General features: G+C 40.2%; 19 protein-coding genes. 13 read left to right on the top strand and 6 right to left on the bottom strand.

Features of this window, described 5'->3' with window-relative positions; genetic code table 11:
• Window positions 1-81 precede the first annotated feature (81 nt).
• Entirely contained in the window at window positions 82-1,251 is a 1,170-nt protein-coding gene (locus N7U62_RS05840; RefSeq protein ID WP_264136960.1) for an aspartyl protease family protein, read from the top strand.
• A 179-nt stretch (window positions 1,252-1,430) separates the two neighbouring features.
• On the opposite strand, the gene N7U62_RS05835 is transcribed toward N7U62_RS05840, so the two are convergent.
• Window positions 1,431-2,615 (bottom strand): aspartate aminotransferase family protein, encoded by a 1,185-nt coding sequence (locus N7U62_RS05835; protein WP_264136959.1) that lies wholly within the window; start codon window positions 2,613-2,615, stop codon window positions 1,431-1,433.
• A 118-nt stretch (window positions 2,616-2,733) separates the two neighbouring features.
• Here N7U62_RS05835 and N7U62_RS05830 point away from each other — a divergent pair, with 118 nt between their 5' ends.
• The 8 genes from N7U62_RS05830 to N7U62_RS05795 all read left to right on the top strand — a co-directional run bounded on the left by N7U62_RS05830 (window position 2,734) and on the right by N7U62_RS05795 (window position 15,108).
• Window positions 2,734-4,794, top strand: coding sequence for a carboxy terminal-processing peptidase (locus N7U62_RS05830; RefSeq protein ID WP_264136958.1), 2,061 nt, complete (start codon window positions 2,734-2,736; stop codon window positions 4,792-4,794).
• Window positions 4,795-4,895: 101 nt separating this feature from the next.
• Window positions 4,896-5,417, top strand: a complete 522-nt coding sequence (locus N7U62_RS05825) for a DUF302 domain-containing protein (protein WP_264136957.1) — start codon at window positions 4,896-4,898, stop codon at window positions 5,415-5,417.
• 104 nt (window positions 5,418-5,521) lie between these two features.
• Window positions 5,522-6,541 (top strand): DNA polymerase III subunit delta, encoded by a 1,020-nt coding sequence (gene holA, locus N7U62_RS05820; RefSeq protein WP_264136956.1) that lies wholly within the window; start codon window positions 5,522-5,524, stop codon window positions 6,539-6,541.
• A 56-nt stretch (window positions 6,542-6,597) separates the two neighbouring features.
• Window positions 6,598-9,552 (top strand): tetratricopeptide repeat protein, encoded by a 2,955-nt coding sequence (locus N7U62_RS05815; protein ID WP_264136955.1) that lies wholly within the window; start codon window positions 6,598-6,600, stop codon window positions 9,550-9,552.
• Window positions 9,553-9,568: 16 nt separating this feature from the next.
• Window positions 9,569-11,203, top strand: coding sequence for a porin family protein (locus N7U62_RS05810; RefSeq protein WP_264136954.1), 1,635 nt, complete (start codon window positions 9,569-9,571; stop codon window positions 11,201-11,203).
• Between the two features lie 88 nt (window positions 11,204-11,291).
• Complete coding sequence (locus tag N7U62_RS05805) at window positions 11,292-11,837, top strand: hypothetical protein (protein ID WP_264136953.1); 546 nt, start codon at window positions 11,292-11,294, stop codon at window positions 11,835-11,837.
• A 71-nt stretch (window positions 11,838-11,908) separates the two neighbouring features.
• Window positions 11,909-12,217 carry a hypothetical protein gene (locus N7U62_RS05800; protein ID WP_264136952.1) on the top strand — a complete coding sequence of 103 codons (309 nt, stop codon included), beginning with the start codon at window positions 11,909-11,911 and terminating at the stop codon, window positions 12,215-12,217.
• A 296-nt stretch (window positions 12,218-12,513) separates the two neighbouring features.
• A complete protein-coding gene (locus N7U62_RS05795; protein ID WP_264136951.1) occupies window positions 12,514-15,108 on the top strand; it encodes a M1 family metallopeptidase in 2,595 nt (864 codons plus the stop codon).
• A 3-nt stretch (window positions 15,109-15,111) separates the two neighbouring features.
• Here the strand turns inward: N7U62_RS05795 and N7U62_RS05790 are convergent, their stop codons facing one another.
• The 3 genes from N7U62_RS05790 to N7U62_RS05780 all read right to left on the bottom strand — a co-directional run bounded on the left by N7U62_RS05790 (window position 15,112) and on the right by N7U62_RS05780 (window position 18,144).
• On the bottom strand, window positions 15,112-16,845 hold the full coding sequence (locus tag N7U62_RS05790; RefSeq protein ID WP_264136950.1) for an ABC transporter ATP-binding protein: 1,734 nt from the start codon (window positions 16,843-16,845) through the stop codon (window positions 15,112-15,114).
• Between the two features lie 82 nt (window positions 16,846-16,927).
• Window positions 16,928-17,521 (bottom strand): hypothetical protein, encoded by a 594-nt coding sequence (locus N7U62_RS05785; protein WP_264136949.1) that lies wholly within the window; start codon window positions 17,519-17,521, stop codon window positions 16,928-16,930.
• A gap of 2 nt (window positions 17,522-17,523) precedes the next feature.
• On the bottom strand, window positions 17,524-18,144 hold the full coding sequence (locus tag N7U62_RS05780) for a DUF4136 domain-containing protein (protein WP_264136948.1): 621 nt from the start codon (window positions 18,142-18,144) through the stop codon (window positions 17,524-17,526).
• A 223-nt stretch (window positions 18,145-18,367) separates the two neighbouring features.
• Between N7U62_RS05780 and N7U62_RS05775 the strand changes: the two genes are divergently transcribed.
• Complete coding sequence (locus tag N7U62_RS05775; RefSeq protein WP_264136947.1) at window positions 18,368-18,685, top strand: rhodanese-like domain-containing protein; 318 nt, start codon at window positions 18,368-18,370, stop codon at window positions 18,683-18,685.
• Here N7U62_RS05775 and N7U62_RS05770 read toward each other — a convergent pair.
• Both N7U62_RS05770 and N7U62_RS05765 read right to left on the bottom strand, forming a co-directional pair.
• Window positions 18,682-19,581 (bottom strand): exo-beta-N-acetylmuramidase NamZ family protein, encoded by a 900-nt coding sequence (locus tag N7U62_RS05770; RefSeq protein ID WP_264136946.1) that lies wholly within the window; start codon window positions 19,579-19,581, stop codon window positions 18,682-18,684. The two genes, N7U62_RS05775 and N7U62_RS05770, sit on opposite strands and share 4 nt — an antisense overlap.
• A complete protein-coding gene (locus N7U62_RS05765; RefSeq protein ID WP_264136945.1) occupies window positions 19,556-19,810 on the bottom strand; it encodes an exo-beta-N-acetylmuramidase NamZ domain-containing protein in 255 nt (84 codons plus the stop codon). Before N7U62_RS05765 ends, N7U62_RS05770 begins: the two co-directional genes overlap by 26 nt.
• Before the next feature lie 85 nt (window positions 19,811-19,895).
• Here N7U62_RS05765 and N7U62_RS05760 point away from each other — a divergent pair, with 85 nt between their 5' ends.
• The 3 genes from N7U62_RS05760 to N7U62_RS05750 all read left to right on the top strand — a co-directional run bounded on the left by N7U62_RS05760 (window position 19,896) and on the right by N7U62_RS05750 (window position 22,795).
• Window positions 19,896-21,134 (top strand): ABC transporter permease, encoded by a 1,239-nt coding sequence (locus tag N7U62_RS05760; RefSeq protein WP_264136944.1) that lies wholly within the window; start codon window positions 19,896-19,898, stop codon window positions 21,132-21,134.
• A 48-nt stretch (window positions 21,135-21,182) separates the two neighbouring features.
• Complete coding sequence (locus N7U62_RS05755) at window positions 21,183-21,767, top strand: RNA polymerase sigma-70 factor (protein ID WP_264136943.1); 585 nt, start codon at window positions 21,183-21,185, stop codon at window positions 21,765-21,767.
• Window positions 21,768-22,027: 260 nt separating this feature from the next.
• Window positions 22,028-22,795, top strand: a complete 768-nt coding sequence (locus N7U62_RS05750) for a FecR family protein (RefSeq protein WP_264136942.1) — start codon at window positions 22,028-22,030, stop codon at window positions 22,793-22,795.
• The last annotated feature ends 34 nt before the right edge of the window (window positions 22,796-22,829 follow it).

Raw genomic sequence — 22,829 nt, 5'->3', positions numbered from 1 at the left:
GCTGTAATTAAATCAACAGAAGCAGTTTTGAAATCTACTCAATTGAGAGTAATTTCATGTTTCTGAAATAAGATGAAAAACATGAGAACAAAACTAGGATTATTATTTTTCGCCTGTTTATTAGCCAGTCAGGCCTGGAGTCAGACACCTGTTGCGACGATACCTTTCGAGCAGTATGGTGATCACACCTTTATCAAGGTCAATGTGAATGGATCCGATGATTTGGATTTTATTTTTGATACTGGAGACGGACTGTGCGTGCTCAATATCGACAAGGCCAAGGAACTAGGTATGGCCTCAGGTTCGTCTGCTACTACGACTAGTGCAGAGGGTACCATCAGTGGTAAGCTGGTCAAGCACAATGAATTAACAGTAGGAGGAGCGCCTATTCACAATATTCAAGTATATGAAACCGATCTTAACCACCTAGAAATCAGTATTGGAAAGGATATCGATGGGATCATTGGTTATGATATATTGAAAAACTATGTGGTATCTATGGACTATGATGCGATGGAAATCAACTTGTATGACCCATCCAGCTATTCCTATATGGGAACAGGTAAGTCTTTTAAGATCAACCTGACTTCATACATCCCTCACATCGCTGCAGAAGTGGTCTTGCAAAATGGTGAGAAGGTAAGCGGAGAGTTTTTCGTTGACACAGGGGCCAAGGCTTCAGTAGACTTTAATACGCCTTTCGTGGAGAAGAATAAATTGGCTTCTAAAATAGGAGAGAGCTATATCTACCTGGTAGCGGGTCTTGGAGATAAGGAATATGAGCACCACAGGGGAAAAGTACAGTCTTTCTCATTTGCAGGATTCAGTTTTGAGGATATGCCAGTAGGCTTGAGCCATGCCACGAGTGGTATCCAGGCACACAAAAAGATAGCTGGTATCCTGGGAAGTGAAGTGTTGAGAAGATTCAACGTAGTGTACAACTACCACGATAAAGTAATGTACTGGGAAAAGAACAAGCACTATGACGAGGCTTTCCCTGTGAACAGCTCAGGAATCGAACTACAGTTGAGCAAGGACAAATCAAAAGTGTTGGTTCACAAGGTATTTGAAGACAGTCCTGCAGCTAGTGCTGGTATAGCGGTAGATGCTGAGATAGAATCTGTAGATGGTGTGGCCGCTACGGAAATCGGTCTGGCAGACCTTAGGGACATTTTTAGCGAATCTGGCAAAAGTGTGAAGCTGGTCATTGATGGCGAGGAAGTTGTTTTAGAGCTTTCTCCGATGCTTTAATTTAGCAAAAGCCCGAGTTAGCAGTTATTTGGTTAATGAGTTAACCGGGGTTTTGGGAAAAAAATGGAAAAAGGCTTGTAGTATGGACTGCAAGCCTTTTTTCTTTATGGGCTATTCAGTGTTGATCTTATCGTTCAATTAAGTTAAACTGAACTGGTTCAACTTTTTGAGATCAAAAGTTAATCTATTTGATCAAGTGTTTCTAGTATCGCCTGACAGGCCTTCCTAATGTCGGCTTCCTCTATGATCAATGGCGGTGCGATTCTCATGGAGTTGTCACAAAACAGAAACCAATCCGTTAGGTAGCCTATTTCGATCAGATGGTCGATAACCTTCTTGAGGTAATCAAAAGATTCCAGTTCCATGGCCAGCATCAGGCCTTTGCCTCTTACTTCTTTGATTTTGGGATGTACCAAAAGCGATTTAAACAATTGCCCTTTGGCCTCTGCCTGGTCAATGAGCCCAGAGGAAGACAAAAAGCGAACGGTGGCATTGGCCGCTGCTGCACTGACAGGATGCCCTCCGAAGGTAGAAATATGACCTAGAATCGGGTCGTGAGTCAGTTTGTGCATGATGTCCTTGGAGGAGATAAAGGCACCGATGGGCATACCACCTCCGACTCCCTTGGCAGTAAGTAGGATGTCTGGTTCTACTCCATAATGTTCAAAGGCCCAGAATTTACCCGTACGACCCACACCACATTGTACTTCGTCATAGATCAAAAGACAACCGACTTCATCACATTTCTTTCTCAATGCTTCAAAATAGGCCTGATCCGCCAAACGTACGCCAGCTTCTCCCTGTACGGGTTCGATGATCACCGCTGCAGTATCTTTATCAATTATTTCCAGATCAGCCTGCTTACCAAATCTGACGCGGTATGTCTCCGGTAGTAAAGGTCTGAAAGGCTGTTTGAGACTTTCATCTCCACAGACTGACAAGGCACCAGAGGTAGAGCCATGGTAGGCGTTAGAGCATGATACGATTTTGGTCTTGCCCGTGTATCTCTTGGCCAGTTTTAACGCTCCCTCAGTGGCTTCACTACCTGAGTTGACCAAAAACACATTGTTGAGATGGGAGGGAAGTGTATCAACCAGCGACTTGGCGAGTTGAACCTGAGGAGCTTCTACAAATTCGCCATATACCATCAGGTGCAGATATTTGTCAGTTTGTTCCTGAATGGCTGCAATCACAACTGGGTGTCTATGTCCCACACTGCTAACCCCGATACCCGAGATCAAATCCATATAAGATTTGCCCCCTGACTCGTACATATACAAGCCCTGGGCATGATCGATTTCTATGGAAAGGGGAAATTCTGAGGTTTGGCCGAGATGTTGGGAAAACAGTTGTCTGTTGTTCATGCTGTGAAGATAATCGCTGCGAGAAAGGTTAATAAATGCCAAAATTAAACCAAATGCTAAGCTTTTTACGTTGTAATCAACCATATTTATATTTTGAAATAGAATAAAATACGATCGAATGAGAATGAGGGAATATAGAAAGATAGGGGTGATGTTTGTTTTGCTATTGCAGGTTATCGTATCCCAGGCATATACTGGCGGTGACACATTGGCTACATTAGAACCAGCCGCAAAACACTGGAAAGAAACCTATCTGATCAACAACCTCTTGAGTAAGAATCATTATAGAGACATGGAATTGAACGACTCTTTGTCTTCAGTAATATTCCATGATTACCTGGAGTCTTTGGATGGGAATAAATCTTACTTTCTGGCAGCAGATATTGACTACTTCAGTAAGTATGAGTTTGAGCTCGATGATTATATCAAACGCGGCAATGTTGATGTGGCTTTTCAGATTTTTAGAATCTTTAGAGAAAGAGCCAATACACGTATAGATTATGTAGACGAGATACTTGCTACAGGTTTTGACTATTCAAAACAAGAAGAATTGAACATCGATGACAAAGAAATCGAATGGGCTAAGAATAACGAAGAAATCAACGAGCGTTGGAGAAAGATCATCAAGAGTCAGGCCTTAAGTCTAAAGCTGGCAGGTAAGACAGACGAGGAGATCGTAGAGTCACTAACCAATAGGTACAAGCGCTACAGAAAAGGCATCAATCAGTACAATTCGGATGATGTCTTCCAATTTTATATGAATGCCTATTCGGGCTCGTATGACCCACATACCAATTATTTTTCTCCTGTTTCTTCAGAGAACTTCAATATATCGATGAGTCTTTCATTAGAAGGGATTGGCGCTCGATTGACTCAGAGCATGGACTATACCGTAGTAAACGAAGTAGTGCCAGGAGGTCCAGCCTACAAAAGTAAATTGCTGCACAAGGATGATAAAATCATCTCGGTAGCTCAGGGCGATGAGGGTGATTATGTAGATGTGATAGGTTGGAGATTGCAGGATGTGGTTCAGTTAATCAGAGGTAAGAAAGGGACTGTAGTCAGACTTCAAGTTTTGAAGTTTGATGAAGCGGCAGGAGCCTTGCCAAGAGAGATCAGAATCGTAAGAGACAAGATCAAACTAGAGGAGCAATCTGCGAGTTCTGAAATTATTCCGATCTACAATGGAAACAAGACCTATAAGTTAGGCGTGATCACTTTGCCAAGTTTCTACATCGATTTTGAAGAAGCAAGACAGGGTGTGAAAGATTATAAAAGTACTACTCGTGATGTTAAACGCATCATCGAAGATCTTCAGGCTAACGAAGTGGATGGGATATTGATCGATTTGAGGTACAATGGAGGGGGCTCTCTGATGGAGGCCATCGACTTGACTGGATTATTTATAGATCAGGGTCCAGTAGTACAGGTGCGCAATTCGGATGGAAGCATTGATATCAAGCGTGACGAGGACATCAAAGTGCAGTATGATGGACCTTTGGCTGTGATGATCAATCGGTTTTCTGCTTCAGCCTCAGAGATTTTTAGTGGTGCCATTCAGGATTATAAACGTGGTATTATTGTCGGAGAAGCTTCTTTTGGAAAAGGAACCGTTCAGAATCTAATTGATTTGAATAGAATGTTTCCTAATGATGATGAGAGGATGGGACAGTTAAAACTGACTCTGGCTAAGTTTTACAGAGTGACAGGTAGCAGTACGCAAAACATCGGGGTAACGCCAGATATTGGTTTTCCATCTGGTTTTACCGCAGAGGCATTTGGAGAGAGCTCGAGACCTAATGCACTGCCTTGGGACCAAATTCAGTCTTCCTATTTTAGACCTACTAATAATGTATCACCTCAGTTGATCAAGCATTTGGAGGCTATATATCTTTCTGATTTGGATAGCGATGTGGATTTGCAGTACCTCCAGGAGGACATAGAATTGATGAAAAAGCAGCAGGATGACAATTTGCTGTCACTGAACTATGAAGAGAGAAAAGCAGAAAATGACGAAGAGCAAAAAAGAAAGCTAGATAGAGAGCAACTCACCGAATCTGGTGGAAAAATAGGCCAGGAGTTGACTTCAGAGGAAGATTTTCAGAAGAAGTTATCAGATGACCCGTATTTGAAAGAGGGGCTTAAACTTTTAGCTGAGCTGGTCAAAGAAGCGAAATAATAGGAAGAGAGCAAGGTTAGAGATAAATCTTGCTCTTTTTTTGATAGAATAAAAAGTAGCTGATTTTTTAATCAAGTATTGCAAATTGAATAGTTTTGCGATTGGATTATTTAACAGTGATCGACATCATAAGCCATACCTTGCCAAAAAAACTTTGTATTATAAAAAGATTTAAACTTTTAAGAAGCTTAGTAGTTGCTGCTATTTTATGGGTTGTTCATACACCCCTTAGTGCACAGGACCCTACGATCTACGTGAGCCCTCACAATCTAGATCAGACCTTATCCAATATCTACATCAGTTTGGACAACAATGGTCATACTTATCTCAATACGGTATATTACGAAGCTGATTCTACTTCAAAAGGAAGATTCATAGGATTGGTATATGTAGTAGATTTTGAGATCAGAAATTCAGATGAATTGGTTTCTTGCGAGCCAACCGTAGCTTTTGATTTACCATTCAAGATCATGGTTTGGAAGGAGGAGTCTGATATTTACATCTCGTATGTCAATCCTTTTATCCTTAAACGTCGCTATTTTATTCAGGGCTGTGATCAATATTTGAATCAGTTCAACAAGGATATGATTCGAATTGTCAATGATGCCATCCGTACAGATTGATATCTAATCGAATTCCTTTCAGGATTCAAAATCAAAGCTTGATATATTGCGTATAGAGGATCAAATTTGATTTCTTTGTGAGCAATTAAACCTTTGATAGTTCCGTGGCAAATTTTCAAGAAATACTTAAGAATCTTCAGGCGGGTCAGTATGCCCCTGTGTATTTTCTTCAGGGAGAAGAACCCTATTTTATAGATCAGATTGTTGATTATATAGAGGAGCACGCCATTGAAGAAAGTATGAAAGGCTTTAATCAAATCATAGTCTATGGCAAGGATGCTGATATCCCAAATATTATCAACCATGCCAAGGGGTTCCCGATGATGTCAGAGAGGAAGCTGGTGATAGTGAAAGAGGCTCAGGAATTGAAAGGGCTTGATAAGGAAGAAGGAGAGAAGTTCTTTACTGCTTACCTCGAAAACCCTCAGCCTTCCACTATTCTGGTTTTGGCTCATAAGTACAAGGCACTGGACAAGCGGAAGAAAATTACCAAGGCTTTTGCTAAGCACGCTGTGCTGATGGATTCGGCCAAGATGTACGACAATCAGTTGCCAGCCTGGATCGAATCATATGTCAAAGCCAAAGGGAAAAAGATAGAGCAAAAGGCTTTGTTTCTGATTACAGAGAACATAGGGAATAACCTGACTCGTATTGCCAACGAGATCGATAAAATGCTGATCAACATTCCGAACGAGGACTTGATCAAACCTGAACATGTCTACAAAAACATCGGGATCAGTAAAGAGTACAATGTATTCGAACTGCAGAAGGCGCTTTCTTATCGCAACGTGATGAAGGCGAATGAAATCGTGAATTATTTTAAATCCGATCCAAAGTCAAATCCTATCATTCCGATCATTGCCAATATTTACGCTTTTTTCAACAAGATTCTGCTGGTTCATCATTCACAAAATAAGTCGGATAAGCATTTGGCATCTTTATTGGGGGTTCATCCATTTTTTGTGAAGGAATATATGATGGCAGCTAAGAATTACCCGCTTTCGAAAGTGATCAACAATATCAAATACATCAAGATTGCAGATATGAAGTCCAAAGGCATAGACTATCCTACACAATCCGAAGGAGAGATCATGAAAGAATTGGTATTTACCCTGATGCATTGATCCATCAGTATTAATTTTATTACATCTATAGACTAAAGCAACAAGATTTGAAAAGCTTGAATTATCCACCCCATTTGATGATCAGAAGCCTGCTGGTTCTGATGGTTGTATTGATTAGTATTCAAAGCCATGCACAGGATTTAGATGTGGATGCCAGGTTCAGGCATGCCAAATTGCTTTATCAGAAGGGGGCCTACGTGGCTGCTCGAGGAGAGTTTGAATCCATCAAGGCCAAGCGTTATCTCATAGAATCAGAGTTCTTTGTGGCTTCATCGGCGGTTCGAGCAGGGCAGGACGATGGCGAGTACCTTATTCAGAAATTTGTTGATACCTATCCATATCATCACTATGCAAAAGGGGCTTATGCTGATTTAGGGAATTATTATTTTGATAGAGGAAATTATTCAGAAGCGCTCAAAAACTACGAAAAAAGTCAGGATGACTACAATCCTGAGTTATACTTCAAAAGAGGGTATTGTCATTTCAGCATTGGTAATTATCAGAAGGCTAAAGTTTCTTTTAGCAAGCTAGAGGGGACTTTTACGAGCTACGAAAAAGATGCCGCTTATTTTCAGGGCTATATGAGGTACAACGATGGTCAGGTTGAAGAGGCATTGCCCTATTTGGAATCAGGGTTTGAATCTGAAGATTTTGGTGTAGCAGCATTCGAATTATATGTTTCGGGGCTTTATAGTATGAAACGATACAAGCAGCTGATTCAATTGATAGAAGACAAGCCAGAGAAGAAGAGCCAGAGTCTGCTGAATTTTTATGCGGATGCGTTTTATGTGTTGGGCAAATACAAAAAAGCAGCAGAAGAGTACGAGGGACTGTTTCAAAACTATCATAGATCGCGCAATGAAGTCAATTATTACAAAGCAGGTTATTCCAATTATAAATTGGGTAATAAGACGGTAGCTGAGGAGCAGTTGAAGCGATCTGCTGTAGCTGATGATACGGTGGGTGCCTATGCTTCCTATTATTTGGGGGTGCTCTATCATGAGGATGGGAATTTACCGTTTGCTGTCACTTCATTTGAAAATACGACCAAGTATGATACGCGCTTGAAGGAAGATGCCTATTATCAATTGGCTAAGGCACTGATGGAGGTACCGAATTATGAGCGTGCGATTGAAGTGATTTCAGAGTATTTGGAGGTTTATCCAGACGCAGTTTACAAGTCAGCGACAGGAGAAATGATCAGCATGGCTTATGCCCTGACTGATAATTATGATTTGGCACTCCAGTACATAGAGAGCCGCAGTGTGCTGACCAATCAAATGAAACGCACTTATCAGAGAGTTTCATTTCTGAAAGGAATGGCACTTTATAATGATAAGAAGTTTGATCAGGCCCTGAAGGTTTTTCAAAAGTCATTGATTCATGATATGGATTCGGACGTGACTCAGAATGCCTACTATTGGGCAGGCGAGTGTCTGGCATTGTTGGGGAGAGAAGAGGAGTCATTGTTTTATTACCGCAGCGTGATCAATGATGGATCCGATTTGTATCTCAAGGCCATCTACAGCAAGGCGTATGCGTTGTTCAATATTCAGGAATATGCAGAGGCTCAATTGGCCTTTCAGGATTTTGAAAAGAAGTACAACAGTGCTGTCAATAAAAAATACCTGGGAGATGCTTATCTAAGAATGGGTGACTGTTCGTTTGCCCTGAAAAAATATAGCCAAAGTATCACTTATTATAAGAAAGCTGAGTCAGCTGGAAATAAGAAGCTAGGAGAAATCTATTATCAAATCGGATTGATGTACAGGTATCTGGATAATCCTTCGGATGCCAAAACTTATTTTAATAAAATCATCAAGGATGTACCTAACTCGGATCGAATGGATAATGCCTATTATCAATTGGCCAAGATTGAATTTGAGAAAGGAGAGGCTGCAAAGGCCATAGATCTTTACAGAAGCTTTAGCAACAAGTTTCCTAATAGTGAGATTGTCCCCTTTGCCCTTCTGGATCAGGCGGTGGCTTATGACAACATAGGGCAAGCAGAGGCCTGTGTCAACAATTACAAACAGATTTTAGATCGTTTTCCAAGACATGAAACTGCTAAAAGTGCGTTACTAGGACTCCAGCAAAAAAGCAACCAGAGCAAGTTTGACAATTTTCAGCAGTACCTGGCCAGATACAAATCTGCCAATCCAAATAGTGAGGCACTGGAGAACATCGAATTCGAAACGGCTCAAGGTCACTATTACAACCAGAAATACCAGGTAGCGATCCAGTCTCTTCAGGAGTTTATCAAAGATTATCCAAATAGCTCTCTCATTGTGACAGCCAGGTATCTAATAGCCGACTCTTATTATAGAATGGATGATAGCGAGGCTGCCTTGAAGAGTTTCTATGCAATTGAAAGGGAAAAAGATTTTTCTCGACATACGAAGGTGCTACATCGTATAGCTTCGCTGGAGGCTGAAAAGGGGAATGTGGTTATTTCCAATCAATATTATCATATGATGAAGTCCAGCACTACCTCGGCTAAGAATATCATTTTTGCTGAAACGGGCTTAATGGAAAACTTCTCTCAGATGGAAGATTATGATTCGGCTATCTACTACGGACAATCTTTGTTGAGCAATGCCAGAGCGGGTGTTTTGGTTGAGGCTTCTGCAAATTTGATAGTTGGGAAGGCGCTATTTGAGCAGGAGAAGTTTGAAGAGGCATTGGTTCATTTGCTTCCTTTGGTGGGTAACTCTCCCGATGAACGTGGGGCTGAGGCTTATCTTTTCATTAGTAAGATTTACTATCAGAAAAAGCAATATGAAAAGGCGCTTGAAAGCTTGTTTTCATTGACGAATAATTTCAAAAACTACGAATATTGGCAAAGTGAGGCCTTTCTGTTGATGGCGGATATATACATCGAAACAGACGAGATATTTCAGGCCAAGGCTACTTTGAATTCATTGATAGAGCATGCCAGTATGGAGGAGATCAAGTTCAGAGCCCAATCTAAATTGGATCAAATTGCAGAACAAAACGAGGTGTCTAATTAAACGAAGGATGAGAACAATGAAGAAGGTATTATACACAAGCGCTTTGTTTTTAGTCTCTCTGATGGGGTGGGCGCAAGAAGGTGAAAGTGAGGGAGAGTTACGCGATGCTGAGTTTGTAATCGAAAAGGATCGTGAAATTATCCTTGAAAAAGAAACGAAATTATATGAGTTCATCAAATGGAAGCCTGAAACTCAGAAGTATGAACCAGTGAACCCCGGAGAGTTCGAGGTTTTTGAATATGATTTAGCAGAAGAACCACAGCCCTTTCAATATGCCAAGACAGAGGTGCAGAAGAAGGAATCCGATTACTATCAATATATAAAAGCTGGGCTAGGTAACTATTGGTCGCCTGTAATTGACCTCTCTCTAGTGAAGCCTGGGAACCCTAATCAAACTGTAGGATTGAATTACAAGCATTTGTCATTCAACTCAGGGCCAGTAGATAAGAAGAACAGTGCCTCATCTTTCAATGAAGTGTCTGTATATGGCACTAAAGTATGGGAGAAGGTAAAAACGAATGCTCGATTTGCCTATCGATCCGATGTTAACTATTTCTATGGTTACCCTGAAGGTACTGTGGTAGATCGGGAGGACATTAAAAAGTCCAATAATTTTCTGAATGCTCGCGTGAGTCTGGAGGACAATAATTTGAAGGACAATTGGGAGTATACTGTGCTAGTAGGGTACCGAGGTTTTTTTGATAACTATGACAACAGTGAAAATACCCTGGATTTACAAGGGGAGTTTGTTTTCAAAGATGATATTCATCTGGATGTGATTTATAATGTCTCGAACTTTAACAATACCTTCCCTCAGAACAGAAGTCATTTTTTAGGAAGACCTTATTATTCATTTGAATTTCAGGATCTGAAGGTAGATGCCGGACTAAGTGTAAGTCTTCAAAGTGATAATGTGCCTGACATGAACAATGTCAAGGTTTTTCCTTACCTGGCAGCTAGCTATGAACTGTCACCCGAATATGAATTGTTTGCTAATCTTGATGGGGGCTATGATTTCAATACGATGTATTCACTATCAGAAAAAGTGCCTTACTTGAATCCTGCCAATATCCCAGTGAATACTGAGAATATGGCAGATATTGAAGTTGGGATTAGGGGAGATGTATTGGAAAAGTGGTATGCCCAAGTCAGTATGGAGATGAAAAATATGCGCTACATGCCCTTGTATATGAATAGTCCGGTAGATCAAAGTTTGATCGATATTGACTATGATCCAGAGATTCAAAGGTTGTTCAATATTGGCCTCAGTACGGCTTATTATTTAGATGGGAATAATAATTTTGAACTAACCCTTGATTTTAATAGCTACACAGGTGGTTTGTATGATCAAGCCTACAGCTATCCCAGTACTGAACTGTATCTGAAAGGAGAACATGAGCTTTTTGAAAAGTTGACCTTTCAATGGCAATATGCTCTGCTCCATGGAATCAAGATCTATGATGCGGTGAATGATCAGGAACTAAAACTCAAAGCCATCAATAAACTGGATTTGAGTTTGCATTATCAGGTAGCTGAACGACTTGGAGCTTTTGTCTCCTCTGAGAATACCATAGGCCAAAATTACTCTCGCTATTTCAACTATCCACAACGCGGAATTCAGATCAAAGCTGGCGTAACCTACAGATTTTAAGCTTTTTTCCTGCGAAGAAACATGCGGGTGTCAATAGGACGCAATAGGTGTTTTTCATAATTTCATCGGTGAGAAAACTATTACTTCGATGAGAAAAATTAACCTACTTGCACTTTTGTTTGTGTTCGTTCATTCAGCATTTGCACAGGACACGTTCAAAGACAACGGCTATAACTTGAGAAGTTATTGCGATCCGAGTGAATGCATCTATTTCAAATTCCAAAACACTATGGATTACCCGCTGGGTAGTGATGATCCTGATTGGAAAATGTCCAATGTGGAAATCGCTGTGAAGCGTTCTGGTAGCTACATCGTAACTGGTGATCTAGCTATTATTGGGAAAGATATGGGTGCCAAGTTGAACTTTGAGCTTCAATTATTTGACGCCAACGACCAACTGATTTTTGTGGAGCAAACTAGCTTGTTTGAATTCTATTCTGAGCCTAACCGAGCTGAACCCATGGTATTTTCAGGTGAGTTAGATGCAGAAATTGCGGAAAAGGTGGATTTCATGGACTTTATTGTGATCGAAAGTGAGGTTTTGCCTTACTATGAACTCTCTTCCGATTGCTATGGCCCATGTAAAAATCACCAACTCAATGTGAGTATTAAAGAATTTAAAAAGCACAAATAGTTGTTCCGATCAAGGAATGAAGGTTTGATTGTGATGATCTTTTTCATAGCTTGTAGATATACCCAACAGCTATGAAAAAGATTTTTTTATTTATTGTCCTTTGGGCAGCAATTGCGGATATTAGGGCGCAAAATCCCCCTCCCGATAACAATGGTTTGAATCTTGAAGACCTGTGTGAGTGGCCAGAATGTCTTTATGCCAATTTTCCCATACAAGTGAGTTTTCCTGATGACTCTGTACTGGCAGAATCTCGGTGGAGAATGGCCAACCTTGAAATGGCTCTAAAGGACAATGGATACTTTCTGCTGACAGGTGACTTTTATGTGACTCAAGAGGAATTAGGAGCTGTTTTTGAACTGGAGATAATGCTATACAATTAAAAGGATGAAAAAATTAGGGTAATCACATCTGGTGAGCAGCACTTCTATTCAGAACCGGGCTATGCCGAACCCTTTATGTATGAAACCAGAGTACCGGCTGAATTATATGATCAGACAGAGTTTTTTGGCATGCGGATACTCAGGAGTGAGATCCTGCCGTACTATGAAGTGGAAAGTAGCTGTTACCTTCCGTGTAAAAACCACGCGCTTCGTGTAAAGTTGAAGGAATTTAAAAGCCTCTGATGAACATATTTGTTTCAGGCGAATTAGATTTACTATTCAACATATAGGCCCCAATGAAGCAAATAGTAATTCTTTTCTTTTTATCCATTCTGGTATTTTCATGTCAAGATCAGGTGACAGTAGAGGTAGAAGATGGGATTTCCTTTCAACTGGCCCAAGAACGAAAGGCCAATATCAAGGATATCAGCTACCACTTGACCTTCGATATTCCTGAAAGCCCTGAACAAGGTATCCCATCTGAATTGATCTTAGGTGTAAAGCTGACAGCCCTCGATAAAGACCTGATTTTAGATTTTAGTGCTGATTCAGAACTGTTAAAGGCAATAGAGGTCAATGATCAATCCGTAGAGATCTATCATAGCCATCAGCATCTCATCATTCCTAAAGCCTCTTTGAAAAAGGGGTACAATGAGATCAAAATAGATTTTATTGCAGGGGACGCAGCATTGAACCGAAACGAGGAGTATCTCTATGCACTTTTTGTGCCTAGTAAGGCCTCAAGTACCTTCCCATGTTTTGATCAACCTAATCTTAAAGCACGGTTTTCTTTGAACCTCATCCTGCCTCAAGGATGGAACTATATGGCCAATAGTCCATTGTTAGAACAGGAAACACGAGGTGATAAGATATTTTATCAGTTCAAGGAATCGGCATTGCTCAGTACTTACTTGTTTTCCTTTGTAGCAGGAGATTTTGAGCATGTTGAATTGAATTCAGGAGGATTTGAAATGGAATTGCTGCATCGAGAGAGTGAAGATGCAAGGCTCGAGCAGAACCTAGACGAAATTGTAGACCTGCATCAGCAGGCCATAAAATGGCTTGAGAGTTACACAGGTATTGCTTATCCCTATGAGAAATTTGGGGTGGCAGTTTTGCCGGGGTTTCAATTTGGAGGGATGGAGCATCCGGGTGTGGTGCATTACAGGTCATCCTTATTGATGCTTGAGGAAAGTGCTACACTTCAGGATAGGTTGAATCGTGCAGGCTTGATTGCTCATGAGACAGCACATATGTGGTTTGGAAATTGGGTCACTATGGAGTGGTTTGATGATGTTTGGATGAAGGAGGTCTTTGCCAATTTTATGGCTGATAAGATAGTCAAAGAGATGTTTCCTGATGTGAATCATGATTTGGCTTTTCTTTATGATCACTATCCTGCGGCATATGCAGTAGATCGTACAGAGGGAAGCACTCCTATACGCCAGCACTTAGACAATCTCAAGGATGCTGCTAATATGTATGGTTCCATCATTTACCACAAGGCACCCATTATGATGAGGCAGCTGGAATGGAAGATAGGAGAGAAGCGGCTACAGTCTGCACTTCAGGAGTATCTCGAGAATTATGGTGAGTCTAATGCAGATTGGGAAGATTTGATCGAAATCATTCAGCGGGTTTCTGCACAAGATTTGAGTCAGTTCAATCAGTCTTGGGTTTATGAATCTGGTATGCCATATTTTGAACTAACTGAATTCAGAACGGAAACACAATTTGAATTTGACTTAATTCAACATGATCCAAAGGGAAAAGGAAGGGTTTGGCCGCAAGTAGTTGATGTGGCTTTCACAGATGAATATGGTACAGTTACCCAACAAGTTACTTTGGATAAACAGCATTACATTTTTCCACAGCTCGCTGGTAGGGACGATACCAAGTTTGTGCTACTCAATTCTAGTGGAAAAGGCTATGGCGTTTTCTCACATGGTTTAGGTTATATCAAAGATGAGTTTTTGTTCAATAAGGCTCGGGTAGATATCTCAAGATATGATGATGTATTGGTGCGTGGAGCAGCCTATATCAATCTACACGAATATTTACTGCAAGAAGGTTTTCATCCAGAAATGTACTTCTACTTCCTTCAGAACTATTTGAAGGAGGAAACTAATGAGCAAATCGTTCAATACCTACTGCGAGTGATGCAGCAGGTTTATTTTCGTTTTTTCACTCAAGAAATGAGAATGTCAAATGCAGGGGGAGTTGAAAGTATTCTCTTGAATAAATTAGAGAAAACTGAGTCAGTTCCACTCAAATCTGCCTTGTTCAATGCTTACATTGCTATGGCGCAAAGTTCAGATGGAATAGCTAAGCTCCGAACTTTTTGGAAGGGAGATTCATTACCTGAAGGAGTGTCCATATCATCGAGACAAGAGGAAAGCCTGGCCTTAGAGATTGCCCTCAAAGGGAATCCCGAAGATGAGACCATAATTGATGAACAGATCAACCGGATGACCAATCAGGATAGAATCAAAAGGCTGAATTTTATTCGTCCAGCAGTTTCTTCTGGTTCAAGTGTTAGACGAAGATTTTTTGAAAGTTTGAAGGAAGAGAAAAACAGGGTGCAAGAACCATGGGTAATCACGGCTCTAAGTTACCTGCATCATCCGGTCCGACAAGAGGCTTCTATTGACTACTTAATGCCTTCATTGGAACTCCTACCTGAGTTGCAAAGGACAGGTGATATCTTTTTCACCAAGAGATGGCTGGATGAGACCCTTTACGGTTATCAATCTACTGAAGCGGCTGACATAGTTAGACAGTATCTGGAAGATAATGAATTGAACTACCACTTAAAGAACAAGGTGCTTCAATCTTCAGATATGTTGTTCCGATCAGAAAAAATGCTGAATGACTACTTAAGCTCGGATTAAGGCCTAAATCTTTGCCTGATAGGTGTAAAGTTGATAATAACGCCCTTCTTTCGCTATCAGTTCATCATGTGTTCCATATTCAGCAATTTGCCCACCTTCAATGACGAGAATTTGATCCGCCTGCTTAATTGTACTCAGTCGGTGAGCAATCACAAATGTGGTTCTTCCTTTCATCAGTACCTTTAAGCTTTCCTGGATATAGGATTCACTTTCTGTATCCAGATTAGAAGTTGCTTCGTCAAGAATAAGGATTTTCGGGTCGGCTAATATCGCACGCGCAATGGCAATACGTTGTCTTTGTCCCCCTGAAAGTTTGACGCCTCTTTCTCCAATGATCGTGTCCATTCCTTCTTCGAATCTGTCTGTGAATTCATCGACATGGGCTGCTTTTACTGCATTGATTAGCTCAGATTCACTGGAATCAGGACGAGGGAAAAGTATATTTTCTCTGATCGTTCCTTCAAACAAAAAGTCGTCTTGCAAAACCACTCCCAATTGTTTTCTATAACTATTGAGAGTTACAGTAGAGAGATCCGTTTCGTCTATCATTACTTGGCCAGATGCCGGTTGAATAAAGGAAGCGACCAAGCCAGCAATTGTTGATTTGCCCGACCCTGATGTGCCGACCAGAGCAGTCACACTCCCTCTCGGTGCATCAAAAGACACATCTTTGATTACATTCTTATCTTCTTCGTAGGCAAAGGATACATGATCGAATCGTATATCTCCTTTAATGTCATTGAGTTCAATACGTCTCTCTCCCAGTTCGTCTTCCGTGTCCATTTCCATGATTTCTTCGGTGCGATCCAATCCTGCGAATGCCTCCGTCAATTGGCTGCCTATATTGCTCATTTGAACGATCGGAGCGATCATGAAGCCCAAGAATAAAGTGAAAGACAAAAAGTCTCCGATGGTAAGATCATCATGCATGATCATGTAGCCCCCAATACCCATGATGCCAGCAGTGGCCAGACCTAAAAGAAAGGTAGCTGAACTGGTAACTAATGCAGTAGAGGTGAGACTTTTTTTAACGTTTTCATAGAGACGTAAAGCACCAAGTTCGAAAGTTTTAATCTCTTGTTCCTCCGCATTAAAGCCTTTAATGACCCTGATGCCATTCAAAGTTTCTGTCAATCGGCCTGTCACCTCTGCATTGATTTTACCTCTAGTTCTGAAGATGGGGCGGATGTAACTAAAAGCCTTTAAGGAAATCACCCCAAAAATGATCACTGGTACTAGAACATATAGCGTCATCATTGGGCTGATTCGAATCAGCAGAACAAGTGAAATGATGGCAGTCAATATACCTCCAAAAAGCTGAACAAGACCTGTGCCTACCAAATTGCGAACGCCCTCGACATCACTCATGATTCTGGATACCAAAGCACCACTTTGATTGTTGTCGAAAAAATTGATGGGAAGCTGGATGATCTTTTTTTGAACTTTTACTCTCAATTGAGCGATTAGATGTTGTGCCTCTACGCTCAGCAGTCGAGTCAGTGCAAAACTGGTAATGGCCTGAACGACTATGGCTGAAACTACTATCGCTATGAGCATCTTCAACATTTCGAAATCCTTGTTGACAATGACATCATCCATGAGATACTTGCTGGCTCCTGGTAGGACCAAACTGGCCAATCGGCTGATCACAATTAAGAAAAGTCCTAGTATCAACAGTTTTTTGCGAGGTAGGATGATGGTCTTGAAAACCTGACCAATGGATGCTTTTTTGCTCATAGGGTATAAAAAATAATCCTAATCTATTACGGACCTCTGGAAGAATAGATTAGGATTCAATCAAAAACTATGGAATTGCTTGCTATCGAGCCATGGCAAAGCCAATACTGATAAGAAATGACTGTACGTGGTAGTCGTTTTTAGATGATTTAAATGCTTCATCATATTTAAAACTCAAATTCAAGCCACCACCAGCTAAACCAACTGGGAAAAAGATCCCAAGCTCAGGGGCAATTGTGAAATTGGTAGAAGTGCTGGAAAACTCCCAAATTCCATATTGGAGTTTTTCGTTGACAAACGACAGTCCTACATTGGCGCCTAGATATGGTCTAATCCCCCCATCTTCTCCTCCATATAGATGTACACTAGCCATCACGGGGTAGACGTTTACATGTCGGAGTTGTCTTCCATATACATCCAAACCTTCTGACACCTGGTGCAGACCAAATTGCTTGTCATAATAGAGTTGCCAACCGGTATAGGCACCCACTGAAATAAAATCATATATGAATTTTCTTCCTCCTATACTAAAACCGGAAAAGCTGGGTTCTTCGACATAATCAGTAAATCCTCCAACAGGAACACCGATCCCCCAATTCAAATTGAACATGGTTTCTTGTGCCTTCAGCGATTGAAAGGCTCCTAAAAATAATAATATTAAAAAGTACTTTTTCATGATTATTGCACGCTTAGGTATGAGGATTGATCAAAGCCTTGATTGATGTAGTTCTGGATCTCTGCACCGGTAATGCTGCTTCTCAATAGGCCATTGATGATGCAGGTCCATACAGCTTTAGAATTTTCATCTTGATTGAGAACAGATTGCTGATCTACCATGGAAATAATTACACTTCCTGTTTGGTAACTATATACAAAGGAGGGAGGGTAAGGAGGGTAGTAGCCCCATCCCCAACCGGGATACCAGGGATCCCACCACCACCAGCAATCCCAACAGCCACCGATACCTTGATTGTTTGTGATGGCTACTTCTGGGAGTATAATCAAATCAACATTGACAGAACCAGCTGATAGCTTCTGAAAACCAAGGGCCTCCATGTTGTCATCGATGGTGTTCAATATTAATTGATCAAATTGGTGATCTGATTCATCGTCAGGATCATTATGTAAGACGGAATCAGGCATGATATAAGTCTTGTATTGATGAGAATCTAGCGATTCAGTATCGTAAAAGGTCGCTACAACATCAAGCTCATCAGTCGTTGTAATTTCATTTGGATAGCAACTGGCTAACAACCCCAAAAGGGAAAGCCAAATAAATAGTTGGATTCTTGTTTTCATGATTTACAAAATGGATTTGAGCGAATTTATATAATTGTATTGCTAAATTAATTATACGTGGATAGATTTCCCTCACTCTTTTTGTAATAGACATTCTTGGTTTATTCATATTACTTTTTTGTTTAGTTTTGAACTTCACTAACCAATTATTCAAATGTTTCAACGAGCTATATTTATATTATTCTCTTTTGTACTTTTCAATTGTTCAGCCCAAAGATCTGAATTGATTTCCGCCGAAGAACTGAATGAAGTGATTCAAAATGATGAAAATGCCATTGTTTTGGATTTGAGAACCGATGAAGAAATAGCTGATGGCATGTTAGAAGGTGCTACTCAACTCAATTTTCATGATCCCGAATTTAATGACAAGTTGCAGGCATTGGATAAAAGCAAGACTTACTACGTTTATTGCAGAAGTGGTGGAAGAAGTGGGAAAGCAGCTGGAATCATGAAGGAAAGCGGATTCAAGGCTGTTTATGATCTTGAAGGTGGGATTGCCAGTTGGAAAGCCAAAGACTTACCGCTAGTTGTTCCTAACTAATCGTCGTATAGCAGATATTTTTCCCTAAGTTTTTGATATTCTATTAGGTCAGATTGCCATGAATCTTTGATTTGTTTGGCAGACTGCCCTTGTTTTATTTGAACCTCAAGCGATTCGGTTCCTGCCAGTTTGGTGAAAAAGGAATTAAAGAACTCATCTGGAGATGCCTTATACATGTTGATCAAATATTCTAGATTCAGTTCTCTAGATACTTGCACTTCTCTTAAGTCCTTTCCGTAGCAGACAGTGTTTTCATGTTTGGGATATTTAGAGTAACCTGGCATACTAACTGGGGTAAAGGTATAGCTGCCGGCATCAGGAGTTTCCGCCAAGCCTATAACCTGAAAGGGTGAATCTGTCCCTCTTCCTACGCTTACTTTGGTGCCTTCGAATAGACAAAGGCTTGGATAGAGTTTGATTGATTGATCATTGGGTAAATTTGGCGAAGGACTGATGGGTAGCTCGTATTGGGTTTGATGATTCCAGTTGTCCATCTCGATGATTTCAAGTTTTAATTGATCTGCCTGGTTAATCCATTTTTCACCCACTATCATTTGAGCCAATTCGCCTGCTGTTAGTGCGTATACAACAGGGATTGGATGCATGCCCACGAATGATTGATGCTCTAATTCTAGAATTGGTCCATCCACGTAAGAAGCATGAGGGTTCGGACGATCCAATATCATCATTTCCACCTGATTTTCAGCACATGCTTCCATCATGTAGTGCATAGAGCTGATATAGGTGTAAAATCTAGCTCCTACGTCTTGAATGTCATATATCACCAGATCAAGTTCCGATAACTGCTCCTTATTTGGCTTTTTGTTTTTGCCATATAATGAAATGATCGGTAGCCCTGTTTGAATGTCTTTACCATCTGAGAACGGTTTCTCCATTGGCCATCTCACCTCTGAATCCATGCTCTGGAGCAAATATTCTAACCACATTAACTTGACGAGAAATTAATGTGTCTAACAAATGAGTTGAGCCAATAGTGGAAGTGTGGTTTACCAACAGCCCTACTTTCTTTCCCTCCAGCATGGGTAAATATTGATCCATCCTTTCAGCACCGGTGATAACAGAGAAAGTGGAACTGCTTTGGCCATGGCATAGTGATAGTGCCATTAAATTCAGCAGTAGAATTGTCAATAGGTATTTCAAATTTATAGTCACTTCTTCTTTTGATTTCTTTTATTTTACGGCCATATCAGTGAAGCAAGTTATCATAAAATTGAATTTTCCATATTTCATATCGAAAAGAATCTCAAAGGATGAACAATCCAATTTTGCTACTACTATATCCCGATTGGCGGTATTTAGTATCGCTTTAGGACTTGCGGCCATGATATTGGCCTATTTTATTCTAGGAGGCTTTCAAAAAACAGTAAAAGACAAAATATACAATTTTAAGGGGCACCTTGAGATTTCAAAATATACTTTGGGTGGAAATTTTGACGAGAACTTCATTAGTCTGGGCTCAGATTTTTATTCGGACCTTGAGGCTTATGAATTTGTAGATCATTATCAGTCTTATGCATATAAAGCCGGAATGCTTAGGACAAAAGAGGAAGTAGAAGGGGTGATGATCAAAGGGGTGAGTCAAGAGTTTGATACACTCAGGTTTCAGGACAACATGCTTGCTGGGAGGTTCGTTTCTTTTTCGGACTCTAGCTATTCCAAAGAGTTGGTGTTGAGTAAAAGAATTGCTAACAAACTACAGCTTGAGATTGGAGATAAAGCTACTGTTTATTTTGTCCAGAATCCACCAAAATTTAGGAGACTAGAGGTCGTAGGTATTTATGAAACAGGACTGGAGGAAATTGATAAATCAATGGTCATTTCTGATATTAGAATGGTTCAAAAATTGAACAATTGGCCTGATAGTCTGGTTGGTGGGGTGGAAGTGTTTGTTAAAGAGGGGTATAGTAAGGATGAAGCAATGGATGCTCTTTTCGAATCCTTAGATGCCAGTCTCTATGTAGACAAAGTCAGTAACAGTTATGCTCAGATATTTGATTGGCTTGAATTGTTGACCCAAAATGTATCCGTTTTTCTGGTGCTCATTCTTGTCGTCGCTTGTTTCAATATGATTTCGATTCTGTTGATTCTTATCATGGAGAGAACTTACATGATAGGTGTGTTTCAAGCCTTAGGCGCTAGCAGATCCCAAATCAAAAAAGTTTTTATGTACAATGGGATGATTTTGGTTTTGAAAGGAATGCTCCTGGGAAATGTGATTGCCTTATTGGTTACCTGGCTCCAAGATCAATTTCATATCATACCTTTAGATCCAATCAATTATTACATGGATTTTGTGCCTGTTGATTGGAACTTTAAAGCCTTCTTTTTGCTCAATCTTCTCACCTTCATTGTAGTATTAATAGCCTTAAGAGTTCCATTAGCCGTGATTACCAGAGTAAAACCTGTTTCTGCCTTAAAATTTGATTAAGTTTCAGGTAATAGGCAACCTTTCTTATAGACTAACGATAAGTATCAAGTGCTCATCTCAGAAGAAGAAATATTAGATCGAATAAGTGAAGATGATAAATCTGCTTTCGAGCAAATTTTCAGGCTTTACTATACTGATCTTAGCCGTTATTGTCTGAAATATGTGCGGGATGAGCATGTGGCAGAGGAATTGGTTCAGGAGGTCTTTATCAATATTTGGGATCGCAGGCATACACTTTCTATTACCACATCTGTCAAGGCCTATTTGTTCACCGCCGTAAGAAATCGTTCCTTCAATTATCTAAAGCTTCAAATACCAAAGGAGCAGAGAAAGATTGGGGTAGAGGATGTTTTGGATCTTACAGATGGTTCTGAAGAAAGGGAGGGGAACATGGCCATTGAGGAATTGTACTCTTATGTTCAGGAAGCCATCGATGCATTACCCCCCAAATGTAAGGTGATTTTTAATCTGAGTAGAAGTGGTGGGATGACTTATAAGGAAATCGCTGAAGAATTGGATTTGTCAGTCAAAACGGTGGAGAATCAAGTAGGACATGCTTTACGAAAATTAAGAGAGCAGCTTACGCCTTTGTGGGATAAGATCATGCTTTTGATTTTGTTTCATTTTTTTTAGAAAAAATCGATTTTTTTTTGAGGGATTTGAGTGGGATTTTGACCTATAGATGAAAGAAAGAAAAAATGTACGATTTAGAGGAAAAAATACAGGCTTATTTGAATTGTCATCTCAGTGATGATGAAAAATCAGACCTGGAAAATTGGGCGAACTCTTCTGAAGAAAACCAACTTCAATTCGCTCATTACAAAAAAATATATGAGTTATCTGAAGTACAGACGAGCAAGTTTTGCCCCAATGTGGATCATGCTTGGAAGTGTGTGGAAGGTAAATTAGGTTCTAAGACTCACTCAATAAAAATTCACCCATTTGTTTACAAAGCAGCGGCGATTTTGGTTTTGGCAGTTGGGCTCGGTTTTTTTGCCGCGAATTACTTTTTGCCAACTAGTCTAATTGTCATTCGAACTGGTGAGAATGAGTTACAAAGAGTGAACCTTAGTGATGGAAGTACTGTGATTTTAAATGAAAACTCAGTTTTTAAATTCCCAAGAGAATTTGAGGATTCTGGTTATAGAAAAGTGTATTTGTTTGGTCAGGGATTCTTTGAAATAGCAAAGGATGATAATCAACCATTTAAGATTGTTGGTAGTTCTACAACTACTGAAGTTCTAGGTACTTCTTTTGATTTAAAATCCTATAAGAAAAATAGTCAGATCAATGTTGTAACGGGCAAGGTTATATTCCGTGACAAAAACAATAATGAGCGTGTAGTGCTGAAAGAAGGATATAGTGCCAAATCGACTAGTAAAGGAACGGTAGTCCGACATGAAATCGACGAACAAATGATGACCTGGAGGTATGGCGAATTGGATTTTAAGAGTCAACCGTTAAAAGAAGTGGCTAAGGTTTTATCAAAACATTACAAGGTTAAGATCAAATTAAAAGAAGGAATTGAGAATTGTTTAATTACATCAAGATTCGAAAATAAATCACTTGATGAGATTTTGGAGGTCCTTAATGTTATTGCCAATATCGAAAGTGAAAAGGATGAAAAAGGGGTAGTGAATTTATCAGGTCCCAGCTGTTGAGTTATCAGGTTAAGACTTAGTCTTTAAACTTACA

It is taken from the genome of Reichenbachiella ulvae, from assembly GCF_025833875.1.
GTDB classification, from domain to species: domain Bacteria; phylum Bacteroidota; class Bacteroidia; order Cytophagales; family Cyclobacteriaceae; genus Reichenbachiella; species Reichenbachiella ulvae.
Note: the sequence above shows the minus strand (reverse complement) of the source record. Positions and strands in the feature narration are given on the sequence as shown.